Source organism: Pseudomonas sp. Sample_9, from assembly GCF_004307535.1.
Classification (GTDB): Bacteria; Pseudomonadota; Gammaproteobacteria; order Pseudomonadales; family Pseudomonadaceae; genus Aquipseudomonas; species Aquipseudomonas mercuritolerans.
Map to the genome: position 1 here is coordinate 10,251 of NZ_RAZO01000011.1, position 14,926 is coordinate 25,176.

A 14,926-nucleotide genomic window follows, 5' to 3' on the forward strand; every position below is an offset into this window, starting at 1 on the left:
CAAGGGCTGCACTGGCTCAATCGCAACACGCGCAAGGGTTCGCAGAAAAACATCGCCGCGCATTACGACCTCGGCAATGAACTGTTCGAACAGTTTCTCGACCCGACCATGATGTATTCCGCCGCCCAGTTCCTTTCGCCGAGCGACACCCTGGAACAGGCGCAACTGAACAAACTCGAGCGCATCTGCCAGAAACTCGCGCTCAAGCCCAGCGACCACCTGCTGGAAATCGGCACCGGTTGGGGCAGCATGGCCCTGTACGCAGCGCAGCATTACGGTTGCCGCGTGACCACTACGACGCTGTCGAAAGAGCAGTTCGCGTTCACTGCCAAGCGCATCGAACAACTTGGCTTGCAGGATCGCGTCACCTTGCTGCTCAAGGATTACCGCGACCTAAGCGGCGAGTACGACAAACTGGTGTCGATCGAGATGATCGAAGCGGTCGGCCATCGGTTCCTGCCCACCTACTTCAAGCAATGCGCGCAGTTGCTCAAGAGCAACGGCCTGATGCTGCTCCAGGCGATCACCATTCGCGAGCAACGCTACGAACAGGCCAAGCGCAGCGTCGACTTTATCCAGCGCTACATCTTCCCCGGCGGCGCCCTGCCCTCGGTGCACAAGATGCTCGATGTGGTCAGCCGCGAAACCGACATGAACCTGCTGCACATGGAAGATTTCGGCCTGCATTACGCCAAGACCCTGCGCCTGTGGCACGAGAACTTTCGCCTCGCCCACGGTCGCCTGAGCGAACTGGGCTACGACGATTATTTCCTGCGTTTGTGGGAGTTCTATCTGTGCTACTGCGAGGGCGGATTCCTCGAACGCACCATCGGCACCGCGCAATTGCTGCTGGCCAAACCGGCGGCGATGACCGCGCCGCTGCTCGGTCGCTTCGATGCGTGAACGTGTCGCCAACGCCGTGCTGTTTCAGCTCGGCTGGCTGGCCTGCGTGCTCGGCGGCAACAGTTTGTGGCTGCTGCTGGCACTGGCGGCACTGGTGATTCATCTGCGCTGGATCAGCAGTTGGGCGGCAGAAGGTCGTTTGATTCTGTGCGTGGTGATTGTCGGCACGGCGGTGGACAGTGTCTTGCGTTACCTCGACGTGTTCCGCTTTGCAGACGCCTCACCGCTGATTCCGCTGTGGCTGATGCTGCTGTGGGCGCTGCTCGCCACCACGTTGCGCCACTGCCTGGCCTGGAGCGCGCGGCCATGGTGGCTGGCCAGCGGGCTTGGCGCAATCGGCGGCGCATCGTCGTACTACGCTGGCGGACGCCTGGCAGGCGTGCAATTTCCCTATGGCGAGGCGGCGACGCTGATCGTCATCGGGCTGCTCTGGGCAGGGCTGTTCCCACTGTTGCATTTGATGGCGCGGCGTCTGGCGCCGTGAGCGTCCGTCAGCGCTTTCACACCCACAGCGATCACTGCCTTACACTGCCACGATGAAAACCATCCCCCACACCCAAATCGCCGAACCGGCGGTCACCTGCTCGACCTGTGCGGCGTGCTGCTGCCAGCTCGAAGTGATGCTGATCACGGACACCGGCGTGCCTGATCGCTTTATCGATACCGATGAATGGGGCGGTGAAGTGATGCTGCGTCTGGACGACGGCTGGTGCGCGGCGCTGGATCGCGACAGCATGATGTGCACGATCTATGAACGACGCCCGCTGATTTGCCGCGAGTTTGAAATGGGCGCGCCGGAGTGCATCGAAGAGCGCCGGGGTATTGCGACAGCCTACCGCTGATTCTTTGACAACGCAGAAACAACTGTGGGAGCGAGCCTGCTCGCGAAGCGGTGTGTCAGCCACCATTTGAATTGACTGACACTCAGCTTTCGCGAGCAGGCTCGCTCCCACGTTGGTTCCGCGTAGCGGCGTGTTACAGCGGCATTGTGTAATGCAGCGCGTAGCTTTCTACACCATCGTTGTCGCTGGACAGGCCGGCGTTGGAGTAGTGCGTGGCGCGGATGCCGACTTCGTGGCCACCGTTGAAGCGCAGGCCGACACCGATGCGGTCTTCGAACTGGAAGGAGCCGCCCAGGTTGTTGCTTTCGTATTCGGTGTTGGAGAAGAACGCCACGCCGATACCCGCTTCCACGTACGGTTTGACCGACTGGCCGGCAAACTCGTAAACGAATACAGGCGAGAACGACAGGCTGTTGTTGCTGGAAGTCTTGTCACCTTCCCAATACGTGTAGGCACCGCTCCAGTAGCCGGTCAGGCGACCAACGTCGCTCTGCAGCCAGCTCTTGTCCCAGTCGAAATTCATGCCCAAGCGATACGTCATTGTCGAATCGCTGGTACCGCCGACGGCGAATTCAACGCCAGCGGCTTGTGCAGAAATGCTTTGCCCCATCAGTGCGGCCGCAATCGCGGCCAAGCAGAATAGTCGCTTCACTTTGAAACTTCCTTTTCCGGAACGATCGTTTGGTTTTTAGTTGCTGCTGTCGCTATAGAAATCCGCGCTTGGTCAGAAGTTCAGCGTTTTTTCAGTTATTTCACATTTTTTTTACAAGTCGAAGTTTTGCACATTCGACGCAGTTTGGCCCAGCAACGGTAGGATTTTTCTGAGGGATTGCGGATCGCCGCTGGTCCAGAACTTCACAGGCTGGCTCGGACGTTGCGCCAGTAGATCACGCTCGGCGAGCAAGCGCTGCAACTGCCGGGCCACGGCAGCTCCGGTATCGATCAGGCTGACATCGTCGGCGATCATCGACCTGAGTAACGGCTTGAGGAAGGGATAATGGGTGCAGCCAAGAATGATTGTGTCGCAGTTTTGCGCCAGCAATGGAGCGACGTAACCTTGCAATAAAGTGCGTAATTCGGCGCTGTGCAGATCACCCGTTTCGATCAGTTCGACCAGTCCCGGACAGGGCTGGGTGATGACTTTTATGTCAGCCGCGAAACGATCCAGCAACGCGGCAAACTTTGCGCTCTGCAACGTGCCGGTCGTGGCCAGGACGCCAACCACGCCGCTTCGCGTGGCCGCTGCGGCCGGTTTGACCGCCGGTTCCATGCCGACAATCGGCCAGGCGGGAAAGTCGCGACGCAAGTCGGCAACACCGGCCACGGTCGCGGTATTGCACGCCAGCACCAAAGCCTTGGCACCCTTCTCGCGAAAAAATCCTGCCATCGCACTGCAACGCTGGCGGATGAATTCCGGGGTTTTCTCGCCGTAAGGAATGTGCCCGCAATCGCCGACATAGAGCAGCGATTCATTGGGCAACAAGCGTTGGATTTCGCCGAGAACCGACAAGCCGCCGACCCCGGAATCGAACACGCCGATCGGCGCTTCACGCATGGCGCGCGCCACAGACGCTGCAACCCGGATCACGCTTGACCCGCAGCTCACGGAACCGCGAACCCAGAGCGTCGATCAGCAACAAACGCCCCACCAATGGCTCGCCAAAGCCGACCAGCACCTTCAACGCTTCCAGCGCCTGCAAGCTGCCGACCAGACCGACCAATGGCCCGACTACGCCGGCCTCGCTACAGGTCAGTTCGGCTTCGCTGCCGTGTCCGTACAGGCAGTGGTAGCAAGGGCTCTCGCCACGCCGTGGATCGAACACCGACAGCTGCCCTTCCAGACGAATTGCCGCACCGCTGACCAAGGGCTTGCGCGCGGCAATACAGGCGGCGTTGACTGCCTCACGGGTAGAGAAGTTGTCCGAGCAATCGAGCACCAGATCCACCGCCGCCACCGCTGCGGCGAGGGAATCCTCGTCCAGCGCCTGTCGGTGAGCGACCAGTTCAATTTCGGGATTGATCGCGCCCAGGCGCTTGAGCGCCGAGTCGACCTTGGACATGCCGACACTGTCGGTGTCGTGAATGATCTGCCGTTGCAGGTTGGTCAGGTCGACCGTGTCGAAATCCGCCAGATGCAACTCGCCGACGCCCGCTGCCGCCAGATACAACGCCACCGGCGCGCCGAGACCGCCGAGGCCGACGATCAGCACGCGGCTGGCCTTGAGCTTCAGTTGCCCGTCGATATCGATGTGTTGCAGCAGAATCTGCCGGCTGTAGCGCAGCAATTCCTGATCATTCAGCACGGCAGGCGCCCCAGACTGATGCGTTGATGGCCGCCCAGATCGGTGCGGCTGTGGACATCTTCAAAGCCACGAGTCAGCAGCAGATCACGCACGGCTTCGGCCTGATCATAGCCGTGTTCGAGCATCAGCCAGCCTCCGGCATCAAGATGTTCCGGCGCCTGCGCAACAATCAGGCGCAGATCGTCGAGGCCATCTTCACCGGCGACCAGCGCACTGGCCGGTTCGAAGCGTACATCGCCCTCGACCAGATGCGGATCGGCGGCGGCAATGTACGGCGGGTTGCTGATGATCAGATGGAAGCGCTGGCCTGCAAGTGCGCTGAACCAATGGCTGCTCAGCACCGTAGCGTTGTTCAGGTGCAGACGCTGGCGATTGCGTTCGGCCAGGGCCACGGCTTCAAGCACACGATCGACGGCGGTGACTTTCCACGCCGGGCGTTCGCTGGCCAAAGCCAAAGCAATCGCGCCACTGCCGGTGCCCAAGTCGAGGACCTTGGCCGGGGTTGCCGGCAGCAGCTCAAGGGCTGCCTCTACCAAAAGTTCTGTATCGGGACGCGGGATCAGCGTGTGCGGCGCGACTTCCAGATCGAGTTTCCAGAAGCCCTGCTGGCCGAGAATGTAGGCCACCGGCTCGCCACTGCGGCGGCGTTGCAAATACTCGGCAAAGGTCAGCGCAGCCTCGCTCGGCACGATGCGCTCGGGCCAGGTGTGCAGAAAGCTGCGCGACTTGCCCAGTGCGGCGGCCAGGAGCAATTCAGCGTCCAGACGCGCAGTCGGCGAGTCCGGCAACTCGGCAGCGCGCAACAGGCTGGCGATGATGGTCATTTATTCACCTATCGCTGCGAGTTGGTCAGCCTGATATTCGGCCAGCAACGGCTCGATCACGGCTTCGACGCCACCGGCGAGAATTTCATCCAGGGAATACAGGGTCAGATTGACGCGATGATCAGTGACCCGCCCCTGAGCGTAGTTATAAGTGCGGATGCGCTCGGAACGGTCGCCGGAACCGACCAGCAACTTGCGCTCACTGGCAATCGCGTTGGCTGCCGCTGCGTTCTGCTGATCGTTGAGTTTCGCCGACAGCCACGCCATCGCCCGGGCACGGTTCTTGTGCTGGGAACGTTCTTCCTGACACTCGACGACGGTGCCGGTCGGGATGTGGGTGATGCGGATCGCCGAATCGGTGGTGTTGACGTGCTGACCACCAGCGCCGGAGGAACGGTAAGTATCGACGCGCAGATCTGCCGGGTTGATCTCGATGGCTTCGCGCTCGTCCGGCTCGGGCAACACCGCCACGGTGCAGGCCGACGTGTGGATCCGGCCTTGGGATTCGGTGGCGGGTACGCGCTGGACGCGGTGCGCGCCGGACTCGAATTTCAACTTGCCGTAAACGTTGTCGCCTTCAATGCGCGCGATGACTTCTTTATAGCCGCCGTGTTCGCCTTCGTTTTCCGAGAGGATCTCGACGCGCCAGCCACGCCGCTCGGCATAGCGCGAGTACATGCGGAACAGGTCGCCGGAGAAGATGGCCGCCTCGTCGCCACCGGTGCCGGCGCGGATTTCGAGGAACACGTTACGCCCGTCATTCGGATCTTTAGGCAGCAGCATGCGCTGCAGATCGGACTCCAGCGTGACCAGCAACTCCTTGGCTTCGCGAACTTCTTCCACGGCCATTTCGCGCATGTCCGGGTCGTTGTCCTTGAGCAGCGCCTGCGCGCCTTCAAGATCGCTTTGTACGCCGAGCAGCTTTTTATAGGCGGCCACTACCGGCTCGAGTTCGGCGTACTCTTTGGAATAGGCGCGGAATTTGGCCTGATCGGCAATGACTTCACCGTCGCCGAGCAGCGCGGTCAATTCCTCGAAACGGTCCTGGAGAATGTCCAGCTTGTTGAGCAGTGACGCTTTCATTGCGGTTTTTTATCCGAAAAACTATCCGGTGAGCCCTCAAGGGCAAAGAGTTCCTGGGCCATGGCCAGCGCATCGAGGCGGCCTTCGGCAGACAGCTTTTTCAACTGCACGCTGGGCGCATGCAAGAGTTTGTTGGTCAGGCCACGGGCCAGTTGCCCGAGCACGTCTTCGGCGTTGCCGCCGTTGGCCAGCAGACGCAGGGCTTTTTGCAGCTCCTCGTCGCGCAAGCGTTCGCTCTGTTGACGATAGGCCTTGAGCACATCGACTGCCGCCAGTTCGCGCAGGCGCACCATGAAATCGTCGGCGCCGACCGAGACCATTTCCTCCGCCGCTTGCGCAGCGCCCTGACGGCTCTTGAGGTTCTCGGCGACCACTTCGTGGAGATCGTCGACGCTGTACAGGTAAACGTCGTCCAACTCGCCGACTTCCGGCTCGATATCCCTCGGTACCGCAATGTCGACCATGAAGATCGGCTTGTGCTTGCGCAGCTTCAGCGCACTTTCCACCGCACCCTTGCCGAGGATTGGCAACTGGCTGGCGGTCGAACTGATGACGATATCGCTGCGCACCAGCTCCGCCGGAATGTCCGAGAGCAGCACCGCGTGAGCGCCGAACTGCTCGGCCAACTGACTGGCGCGCTCCAGCGTGCGGTTGGCAACGACGATGCGCTTGACCCCCAGCTCATGCAAATGGCGCGCGACTAAAGTAATCGTCTCACCGGCACCGATCAGCAGCGCCTGGCTGCGTTGCAGATCGCTGAAAATCTGTTTCGCCAGGCTCACTGCGGCAAACGCCACCGACACCGGGTTCTCGCCAATCGCAGTATCGGTACGCACCTGCTTGGCGGCATTGAACGTTGCCTGGAACAGCCGCCCCAGCAACGGACCGATGGTGCCGGCCTCGCGGGCCACGGCGTAGGCCGATTTCATCTGACCGAGAATCTGTGGTTCGCCCAGCACCAGCGAGTCGAGCCCGGAAGCGACGCGCATCATGTGACGAACAGCCGCATCGTCTTCATGCACATAGGCACTGGCGCGCAGCTCGTCGAGGCTCAGATGGTGATAATCGGCCAGCCAGCGCAGCACGACATCGGCCGAGAGCTGATCCTGTTCTATATAAAGCTCACTGCGATTGCAGGTGGAGAGGATCGCGGCTTCGCGGCTGTCGGTCAGTCGGCAGAGCTGCTGCAAGGCCTCCACCAGCTGCTCAGGGGTAAAGGCCACGCGCTCGCGGACGTCTACTGAAGCAGTCTTGTGGTTGATACCGAGTGCAAGGAAGGCCATTCAAGGTCGCTGGTGGTGACGTGAAGCCGGCAATTGTCCTACTTCGAAAGATTCAGAACAACTACCGCTGACTATTGTCCCAATCGTCAGCCCCTATAATGGCCACAATTGAGTCTCGGTTATGTTTGGCCGAAGGCTTGTGTCATGATGATCCGACCGCAGGTTAGTCGTCCTCTTCCTATATGAATAGATCTTCCGCGTTGCTCCTCGCTTTTGTCTTCCTCAGCGGCTGCCAGGCCATGGCGCCCGTTGCGCCGGACGGCACCCCACCGGTCGAAGACACCACGCCCGCCCCTGAAAAGCCCAAGGTTTACGGCTCGTTCAGCGAGGAAACCGTGTTCAGCCTGCTGAGCGCCGAACTCGCCGGCCAGCGCAATCGTTTCGACATTGCCCTGGACAACTACGTGACCCAGGCCATCAACACCCAGGATCCGGGCGTCTCCGAGCGGGCTTTCCGCATCGCCGAATATCTGGGCGCCGATCAACCGGCCCTCGACACCGCGCTGATCTGGGCGCGCAACGCGCCGGACGATCTCGAAGCGCAACGCGCCGCCGCCGTGCAACTGGCCCGCGCCGGGCGCTACGACGACTCCATGGTCTATATGGAGAAAGTCCTGCAGGGCAAGGGCGACACCCATTTCGATTTCCTTGCGCTGTCGGCCGCCGACACCGATCAGGAAACCCGCAACGGTCTGATGAAAAGCTTTGACCGTTTGCTCCAGCGCCACCCGAACAACAATCAGCTGATTTTCGGCAAGGCTCTGCTGTTGCAGCAGGACGGCGACAATCAAGGCGCGCTGACTCTGCTCGAAGACAACCCACCGGAAGACGGCGAAATCGCACCGATCCTGCTGCGAGCGCGCCTGCTGCAATTGCTCAACCGCGGCGATGAAGCGCTGCCGCTGCTACAGAAAAGCATCAGGAAGTATCCGGAAGACAAGCGCCTGCGCCTGACTTACGCGCGCATGCTGGTTGAACAGGACCGCATGGACGACGCCAAGGCCGAATTCTCCACCCTCGTTCAGCAATACCCGGAAGACGACGAACTGCGTTATTCGCTGGCGCTGGTGTGCCTGGAAGCCAAGGCGTGGGATGAGGCCAAGGGTTATCTGGAAGACCTGATCGCCCGCGAAAGCCACGTCGATTCAGCGCATCTGAACCTTGGCCGGATTGCCGAAGAGCGCAATGACCCGCAAGGCGCGCTCATCGAATACGCCCAGGTCGGCCCGGGCAATGACTATCTGCCGGCACAGCTGCGTCAGGCCGATATCCTGATGAGCAACGGCAAGACCGCCGAAGCGCAGAGCAAACTGGCCGCCGAGCGTGACGAGCAACCGGATTACGCGATTCAGCTGTATCTGATCGAATCGGAAAGCCTGTCGGCCAACAAACAGGACGACAAGGCCTGGAAGGTTCTGCAACAAGCGCTGCAGAAGTATCCGGACGATCTTAATCTGCTTTACACCCGCGCCATGCTCGCGGAAAAACGCAATGACCTGGCGCAAATGGAAAAAGACCTGCGCCTGATCATCAAGCGCGACCCGGACAACGCCATGGCGCTCAATGCGCTGGGCTACACCTTGTCCGATCGCACCACCCGCTACGCTGAAGCGAAAACGCTGATCGAGCAGGCGCACCAGATCAATCCGGAAGACCCGGCGGTACTCGACAGCCTCGGCTGGGTCAATTATCGCCTGGGCAATCTGGACGACGCGGAGAAATACCTGCGCCAGGCGCTCGAACGTTTCCCTGACCACGAAGTCGCCGCGCACCTTGGCGAAGTCCTCTGGGCCAAGGGCAATCAACGCGAAGCCAAACAAGTGTGGGGCAAGTTCCTCAAGGATCAGCCCGACAGCACCATTCTGCGCAGCACCATCAAGCGCCTGACCGGATCCGAGAATCTTTAAACCATGCTTTTGCGCCACGTTATTGTTTTCAGCTTCATCGCCCTGCTCGCCGGCTGTTCGGGTTTCGGCACTCGCGAATCGGTCGAGGGTCACGGCAGCCCGGCCCAGTGGGCGGCAAACAAACAGCGACTGACCGGCCTTGATGGCTGGCAGATCGACGGCAAGATCGGCATCCGCGCGCCGAAGGATTCCGGCAGCGGCACGCTGTTCTGGCTGCAGCGTCAGGATTACTACGACATTCGCCTTTCCGGCCCGCTGGGTCGCGGCGCGGCACGCTTGACCGGGCGTCCGGGCAAGGTGTCGCTGGAAGTCGCCAACCAGGGCCGCTACGAATCGCAATCTCCTGAAGCCTTGCTCGAAGAGCAACTGGGCTGGAAATTGCCGGTGTCGAATCTGGCCTGGTGGGTTCGCGGCCTGCCCGCTCCGGAAAGCAAGAGTCGCTTGAACCTGGACGCCGACAGCCGCCTGGCCAGCCTTGAGCAGGACGGCTGGAAAGTCGAATACACCGCCTACACCGAACAGAATGGTTACTGGCTGCCCGAGCGCATCAAACTGCACGGCACCGACCTTGACGTGACGCTGGTGATCAAAACCTGGCAACCGCGCAAGTTGGGGCAATAAAGCATGACCGCTGCACGCCTGACCCTGCCATCGCCGGCCAAACTCAATTTGATGCTGCACATTCTCGGTCGCCGTGAAGACGGTTATCACGAATTGCAGACGCTGTTTCAATTCCTCGATTACGGCGATGAAATCACTTTCGCCGTGCGCGATGACGGCGTGATTCAACTGCACACCGAGTTCAACGGCGTGCCCCACGACAGCAACCTGATCGTGCGCGCGGCGAAAATGTTGCAGCAACAATCCGGCTGCGCGCTCGGCATCGACATCTGGATCGACAAAATCCTGCCCATGGGCGGCGGCATTGGTGGCGGCAGTTCGAATGCGGCGACGACTTTGCTCGGCCTCAATCATTTGTGGCAACTGGGCTGGGATGAAGATCGTCTCGCCGCACTGGGCCTGTCACTCGGTGCCGACGTACCGGTGTTCGTCCGTGGCCATGCGGCATTTGCCGAGGGTGTTGGCGAGAAACTGACCCCGGTCGACCCCGAAGAACCGTGGTATCTGGTGCTCGTGCCGCAAGTCGCTGTTAGTACGGCAGAAATTTTTTCCGATCCTTTGTTGACACGTAACACACCGCCCATTAAAGTGCGCCCCGTTCCCGAGGGAAACAGTCGAAATGACTGCTTGCCGGTGGTAGCAAGGCGTTATCCAGAGGTACGTAACGCATTGGATTTGTTAGGTAAATTTACCGAAGCAAAGCTCACCGGAACTGGAAGTTGTGTGTTTGGGGGCTTCCCAAGCAAAGCTGAAGCTGATAAAGTCTCGGCCCTTCTGACAGAGACCCTTACAGGGTTTGTAGCGAAAGGAAGCAACGTTTCGATGTTGCATCGCAAGCTGCAAAGTCTGCTCTAAAGGAATCAAGTGCCCGGCACTTGAAAGCAACAGATACAGGGGCGTCGCCAAGCGGTAAGGCAGCAGGTTTTGATCCTGCCATGCGTTGGTTCGAATCCAGCCGCCCCTGCCATTTTCTCTACTCATCCAGGTTACCCTCAGCCTCTAGGTACTGCGCGTGTCCAAGATGATGGTCTTTACGGGGAATGCCAACCCCGATCTGGCTCGGCGTGTCGTACGTCAGCTGCATATCCCTCTCGGTGACATCTCTGTCGGCAAGTTTTCCGACGGCGAAATCACAGCCGAGATCAATGAAAACGTTCGCGGTAAAGACGTCTTCATTATTCAGCCGACCTGCGCTCCGACCAACGATAACCTGATGGAACTGGTAGTGATGGCTGACGCCTTCCGCCGCTCCTCGGCTACTCGTATCACTGCTGTTATTCCTTATTTTGGTTATGCCCGTCAGGATCGCCGTCCGCGTTCCGCACGTGTGGCTATCAGCGCGAAAGTCGTTGCTGACATGCTTACCGTAGTCGGCATCGACCGTGTTCTCACGGTTGATCTGCATGCTGACCAGATTCAGGGTTTCTTCGATATTCCGGTAGATAACATCTACGGCTCCCCGGTTCTGGTGGATGACATCGAAGATCAGCGCTTCGAAAACCTGATGATCGTGTCCCCGGACATTGGTGGCGTCGTGCGTGCACGGGCTGTTGCCAAGTCGCTGGGCGTCGATCTCGGGATCATCGACAAACGCCGTGAGAAAGCCAATCACTCTGAAGTGATGCATATCATCGGTGATGTCGAAGGGCGTACCTGTATTCTCGTCGATGACATGGTCGATACCGCCGGCACCCTGTGCCACGCGGCCAAGGCCCTGAAAGAGCATGGCGCAGCCAAGGTCTTTGCCTATTGCACACATCCTGTGCTGTCGGGCCGGGCCATCGAGAATATCGAAAATTCCGTGCTGGACGAGCTGGTGGTGACCAACACCATCCCGCTGTCCGCTGCAGCACAAGCCTGTGCACGTATCCGCCAACTGGATATCGCACCGGTTGTTGCCGAAGCGGTTCGCCGCATCAGCAATGAAGAATCGATCAGCGCGATGTTCCGTTAAGGGCCCTGCCCTTCGCGAAATGTCTCGTTGACGAAAAGCGCCCCGCCCCGGCATTCCTGTCGGGGCGGGGCTTTTTTGCCCATACCGTGTTCGGCGCTGGTCGCAAACGCCACTCGGTCATGGCTATTTTGGAGATACAAAATGAACGATTTTACTCTGAATGCTGAAGTGCGTTCCGACCTGGGGAAAGGTGCGAGCCGCCGCCTGCGTCGTCTCGCAAGCCTGGTTCCAGCTGTAGTTTACGGTGGCGACAAAGCCCCTGAATCCATCAGCATGCTGGCCAAAGAAGTTGCCAAACTGCTCGAAAACGAAGCGGCTTACAGCCACATCATCGAGCTGAACGTTGGTGGCACCAAGCAGAACGTCATCATCAAGGCTCTGCAGCGTCACCCGGCCAAAGGCCACGTGATGCACGCTGACTTCGTACGCGTTGTTGCCGGCCAGAAACTGACCGCCATCGTGCCTGTACACTTTGTTGGCGAAGAAGCTCCAGTGAAGAAAGGCGGCGAAGTTTCGCACGTTGTTGCTGAAATCGAAGTGACCTGCCTGCCAAAAGATCTGCCTGAGTTCATCGAAGTCGACCTGTCGAAAGCAGAAATCGGCACCATCATCCACCTGTCGGACCTCAAAGCTCCTAAAGGTGTTGAGTTCGTTGCTCTGGCACACGGCGATGACAAGGCTGTTGCCAACGTCCACGCTCCACGTGTAGCTGCAGAACCTACCGAAGAAGGCGCAGCAGAGTAATTCACTCTGTCATGCCGGAGTGAGCAAGTAACATCGCGGACTGGAACGTAGCGAGAAAGCGGGCGAGAACGCGGAGTTTACATCCATGGTAAATGAGCATTTTTCGTCCACTTTCGCCGCTTTCCCCGATCGCGGCGATGTTATCCACCACTCCAAGGAAGGGCCCCTATCGTGACTGCCATCAAACTGATCGTTGGCCTGGGAAATCCAGGCGCTGAATACGAACAGACCCGGCATAACGCAGGGGCCCTTTTTGTTGAGCGCATCGCCCACGCACAGAATGTGAATCTTGTGGCCGATCGCAAATATTTCGGCCTGACCGGGCGCTACTCGCATCAGGGTCAGGATGTTCGTCTGCTGATTCCCACCACCTACATGAACCGCAGCGGCCAGGCCGTGGCGGCACTCGCCGGTTTCTTCCGCATCAAGCCTGAAGAAATCCTCGTGGCGCATGACGAACTCGACTTGCCTCCGGGCGTTGCCAAGCTCAAGCAGGGCGGCGGCCATGGCGGTCACAACGGGTTGCGCGACATCATTGCGCAACTGGGCAATCAGAATACGTTCTACCGCCTGCGGCTTGGCATCGGCCACCCGGGCGTTGCCAGTATGGTTTCAAATTTCGTCCTGGGTCGTGCGCCACGCGCCGAACAGGAAAAACTCGATGCCAGCATCGACTTTGCCCTCGGCGTGCTGCCGGATATCCTCGCCGGGGAATGGAACCGCGCGATGAAAAACCTGCACAGCCAGAAGGCCTGACTTTTACCCGAGGGGAAACACCATGGGATTCAATTGCGGCATCGTCGGCCTGCCTAACGTCGGCAAGTCCACCCTGTTCAACGCCCTGACCAAATCCGGTATCGCGGCCGAGAACTTCCCCTTCTGCACCATCGAGCCGAATAGCGGCATCGTGCCGATGCCGGATCCGCGTCTGGAAGCTCTGGCGGCCATCGTCAATCCGAAGCGCATCCTGCCGACCACCATGGAGTTCGTCGACATCGCCGGCCTCGTCGCTGGCGCCTCGAAAGGTGAAGGCCTGGGCAACAAGTTCCTGGCCAACATCCGCGAAACCGACGCTATCGCTCACGTGGTGCGCTGCTTCGAAGACGACAACGTGATTCACGTGTCCAACAGCGTCGACCCGAAACGCGACATCGAAATCATCGACCTTGAACTGATCTTCGCCGACCTCGACAGCTGCGAGAAGCAACTGCAGAAAGTCGCGCGCAACGCCAAGGGCGGTGACAAGGACGCCGTGGTTCAGAAGGCTCTGCTCGAGCAACTGATCGCGCACTTCACCGAAGCCAAACCGGCGCGCAGCCTGATGAAGAACATGAGCGCGGATGAGAAAGCCGTGATCAAGGGCTTCCACCTGCTGACCACCAAACCGGTCATGTACATCGCCAACGTGGCTGAAGACGGCTTCGAGAACAACCCGCACCTGGACGTGGTCAAGGCCATTGCCGAAGAAGAAGGCGCCATGGTCGTTCCGGTGTGCAACAAGATCGAAGCGGAAATCGCCGAGCTCGATGACGGCGAAGAAAAAGACATGTTCCTCGAGGCCCTGGGTCTGGAAGAGCCTGGCCTGAACCGCGTGATCCGCGCCGGCTACGAAATGCTCCACCTGCAGACCTACTTCACCGCCGGTGTCGAAGAAGTCCGCGCCTGGACCGTCAAGGTCGGTGCCACCGCACCACAGGCCGCTGGCGTGATCCACACCGACTTCGAAAAAGGCTTCATCCGTGCCGAAGTCATCGCCTACAACGACTTCATCCAGTACAAAGGCGAAGCCGGCGCCAAAGAAGCCGGCAAGTGGCGCCTGGAAGGCAAGGATTACATCGTCAAGGACGGCGACGTAATGCACTTCCGCTTCAACGTCTGAGCAACAGCCGCACACGAAAAAGCCGCGTTTGATACGCGGCTTTTTTGTGCCTGAAATTCAGTGACTGCGTACATTTCCCTGTGGGAGCGAGCCTGCTCGCGAATGTGGCGTGTAAGCTAAGCATTCGTCAACTGACCCATCCATTCGCGAGCAGGCTCGCTCCCACAGTTCGATTCGTCTGTTCAGGCCTTTCTGGTACGCGGTAAAAAGATCGCCAACACACCAAACAACGGCAAGAACGAGCACAGGAAATACACGTACTCAATCCCGTGCACATCCGCCAGATGCCCGAGCAGCGCTGCGCCAATCCCGCCGAAACCAAACATGAGCCCGAAGAAAATCCCGGCAATCATCCCGACATTGCCTGGCACCAGTTCCTGCGCGTACACCACGATCGCCGAGAATGCCGACGCCAGAATGAAGCCGATCACCACGCTGAGAATGCTGGTCCAGAACAGATCGACATGCGGCAGGATCAGGGTGAACGGCGCGACGCCGAGGATGGAAAACCAGATCACTGCCTTACGCCCGATCTTGTCCCCGATCGGCCCGCCGAAGAACGTCCCCGCCGCCACTGCGCCCA

17 protein-coding genes and 1 tRNA gene are annotated in these 14,926 nt (G+C 59.6%); 11 read left to right on the plus strand and 7 right to left on the minus strand.

Annotation, left to right across the window (positions count from 1 at the left end; all coding sequences use genetic code 11):
* From D6877_RS00830 to D6877_RS00840, 3 genes are all read left to right on the plus strand, one after another.
* The coding region (locus D6877_RS00830) for a cyclopropane-fatty-acyl-phospholipid synthase family protein (RefSeq protein ID WP_130909561.1) at positions 1-903 on the plus strand (903 nt) is incomplete at its 5' end.
* Positions 896-1,387, plus strand: coding sequence for a DUF2878 domain-containing protein (locus D6877_RS00835; protein ID WP_130909554.1), 492 nt, complete (start codon positions 896-898; stop codon positions 1,385-1,387). The genes D6877_RS00830 and D6877_RS00835, both read left to right, overlap by 8 nt.
* A 52-nt stretch (positions 1,388-1,439) precedes the next feature.
* Complete coding sequence (locus D6877_RS00840; protein ID WP_024014290.1) at positions 1,440-1,745, plus strand: YkgJ family cysteine cluster protein; 306 nt, start codon at positions 1,440-1,442, stop codon at positions 1,743-1,745.
* 133 nt (positions 1,746-1,878) lie between these two features.
* On the opposite strand, the gene D6877_RS00845 is transcribed toward D6877_RS00840, so the two are convergent.
* The 6 genes from D6877_RS00845 to hemA form a co-directional block, all read right to left on the minus strand.
* The gene (locus D6877_RS00845; protein WP_016773213.1) at positions 1,879-2,397 is read right to left on the minus strand and encodes an acyloxyacyl hydrolase; all 519 of its coding nucleotides are present in this window, start codon (positions 2,395-2,397) and stop codon (positions 1,879-1,881) included.
* Between the two features lie 111 nt (positions 2,398-2,508).
* Entirely contained in the window at positions 2,509-3,300 is a 792-nt protein-coding gene (gene murI, locus D6877_RS00850; RefSeq protein ID WP_130909555.1) for a glutamate racemase, read from the minus strand.
* Entirely contained in the window at positions 3,293-4,048 is a 756-nt protein-coding gene (locus tag D6877_RS00855) for a molybdopterin-synthase adenylyltransferase MoeB (protein ID WP_130909556.1), read from the minus strand. Before D6877_RS00855 ends, murI begins: the two co-directional genes overlap by 8 nt.
* Positions 4,042-4,872, minus strand: coding sequence for a peptide chain release factor N(5)-glutamine methyltransferase (prmC, locus tag D6877_RS00860; RefSeq protein ID WP_130909557.1), 831 nt, complete (start codon positions 4,870-4,872; stop codon positions 4,042-4,044). Before prmC ends, D6877_RS00855 begins: the two co-directional genes overlap by 7 nt.
* Positions 4,873-5,955, minus strand: coding sequence for a peptide chain release factor 1 (gene prfA, locus D6877_RS00865; protein WP_016773210.1), 1,083 nt, complete (start codon positions 5,953-5,955; stop codon positions 4,873-4,875).
* Positions 5,952-7,238 carry a glutamyl-tRNA reductase gene (hemA, locus tag D6877_RS00870; RefSeq protein WP_016773209.1) on the minus strand — a complete coding sequence of 429 codons (1,287 nt, stop codon included), beginning with the start codon at positions 7,236-7,238 and terminating at the stop codon, positions 5,952-5,954. Before hemA ends, prfA begins: the two co-directional genes overlap by 4 nt.
* Before the next feature lie 182 nt (positions 7,239-7,420).
* Between hemA and D6877_RS00875 the strand changes: the two genes are divergently transcribed.
* The 8 genes from D6877_RS00875 (at position 7,421) to ychF (ending at position 14,343) form a co-directional block, all read left to right on the plus strand.
* Positions 7,421-9,145, plus strand: coding sequence for a tetratricopeptide repeat protein (locus tag D6877_RS00875; RefSeq protein ID WP_024014295.1), 1,725 nt, complete (start codon positions 7,421-7,423; stop codon positions 9,143-9,145).
* Between the two features lie 3 nt (positions 9,146-9,148).
* Entirely contained in the window at positions 9,149-9,766 is a 618-nt protein-coding gene (gene lolB / locus D6877_RS00880) for a lipoprotein insertase outer membrane protein LolB (RefSeq protein ID WP_130909558.1), read from the plus strand.
* A gap of 3 nt (positions 9,767-9,769) precedes the next feature.
* Positions 9,770-10,621 (plus strand): 4-(cytidine 5'-diphospho)-2-C-methyl-D-erythritol kinase, encoded by an 852-nt coding sequence (gene ispE, locus D6877_RS00885; RefSeq protein ID WP_130909559.1) that lies wholly within the window; start codon positions 9,770-9,772, stop codon positions 10,619-10,621.
* Between the two features lie 37 nt (positions 10,622-10,658).
* Positions 10,659-10,733: transfer RNA gene (locus D6877_RS00890), tRNA-Gln, on the plus strand.
* A gap of 45 nt (positions 10,734-10,778) precedes the next feature.
* Positions 10,779-11,720 carry a ribose-phosphate pyrophosphokinase gene (locus D6877_RS00895; protein ID WP_003171603.1) on the plus strand — a complete coding sequence of 314 codons (942 nt, stop codon included), beginning with the start codon at positions 10,779-10,781 and terminating at the stop codon, positions 11,718-11,720.
* Positions 11,721-11,861: 141 nt separating this feature from the next.
* A complete protein-coding gene (locus D6877_RS00900) occupies positions 11,862-12,464 on the plus strand; it encodes a 50S ribosomal protein L25/general stress protein Ctc (RefSeq protein WP_110602994.1) in 603 nt (200 codons plus the stop codon).
* 171 nt (positions 12,465-12,635) lie between these two features.
* A complete protein-coding gene (gene pth, locus D6877_RS00905) occupies positions 12,636-13,220 on the plus strand; it encodes an aminoacyl-tRNA hydrolase (protein ID WP_016773203.1) in 585 nt (194 codons plus the stop codon).
* Between the two features lie 22 nt (positions 13,221-13,242).
* Positions 13,243-14,343 (plus strand): redox-regulated ATPase YchF, encoded by a 1,101-nt coding sequence (gene ychF / locus D6877_RS00910; protein WP_016773202.1) that lies wholly within the window; start codon positions 13,243-13,245, stop codon positions 14,341-14,343.
* Between the two features lie 182 nt (positions 14,344-14,525).
* On the opposite strand, the gene D6877_RS00915 is transcribed toward ychF, so the two are convergent.
* A partial coding sequence (locus D6877_RS00915; RefSeq protein ID WP_130909562.1) for an MFS transporter occupies positions 14,526-14,926 on the minus strand: 401 nt, incomplete at its 5' end.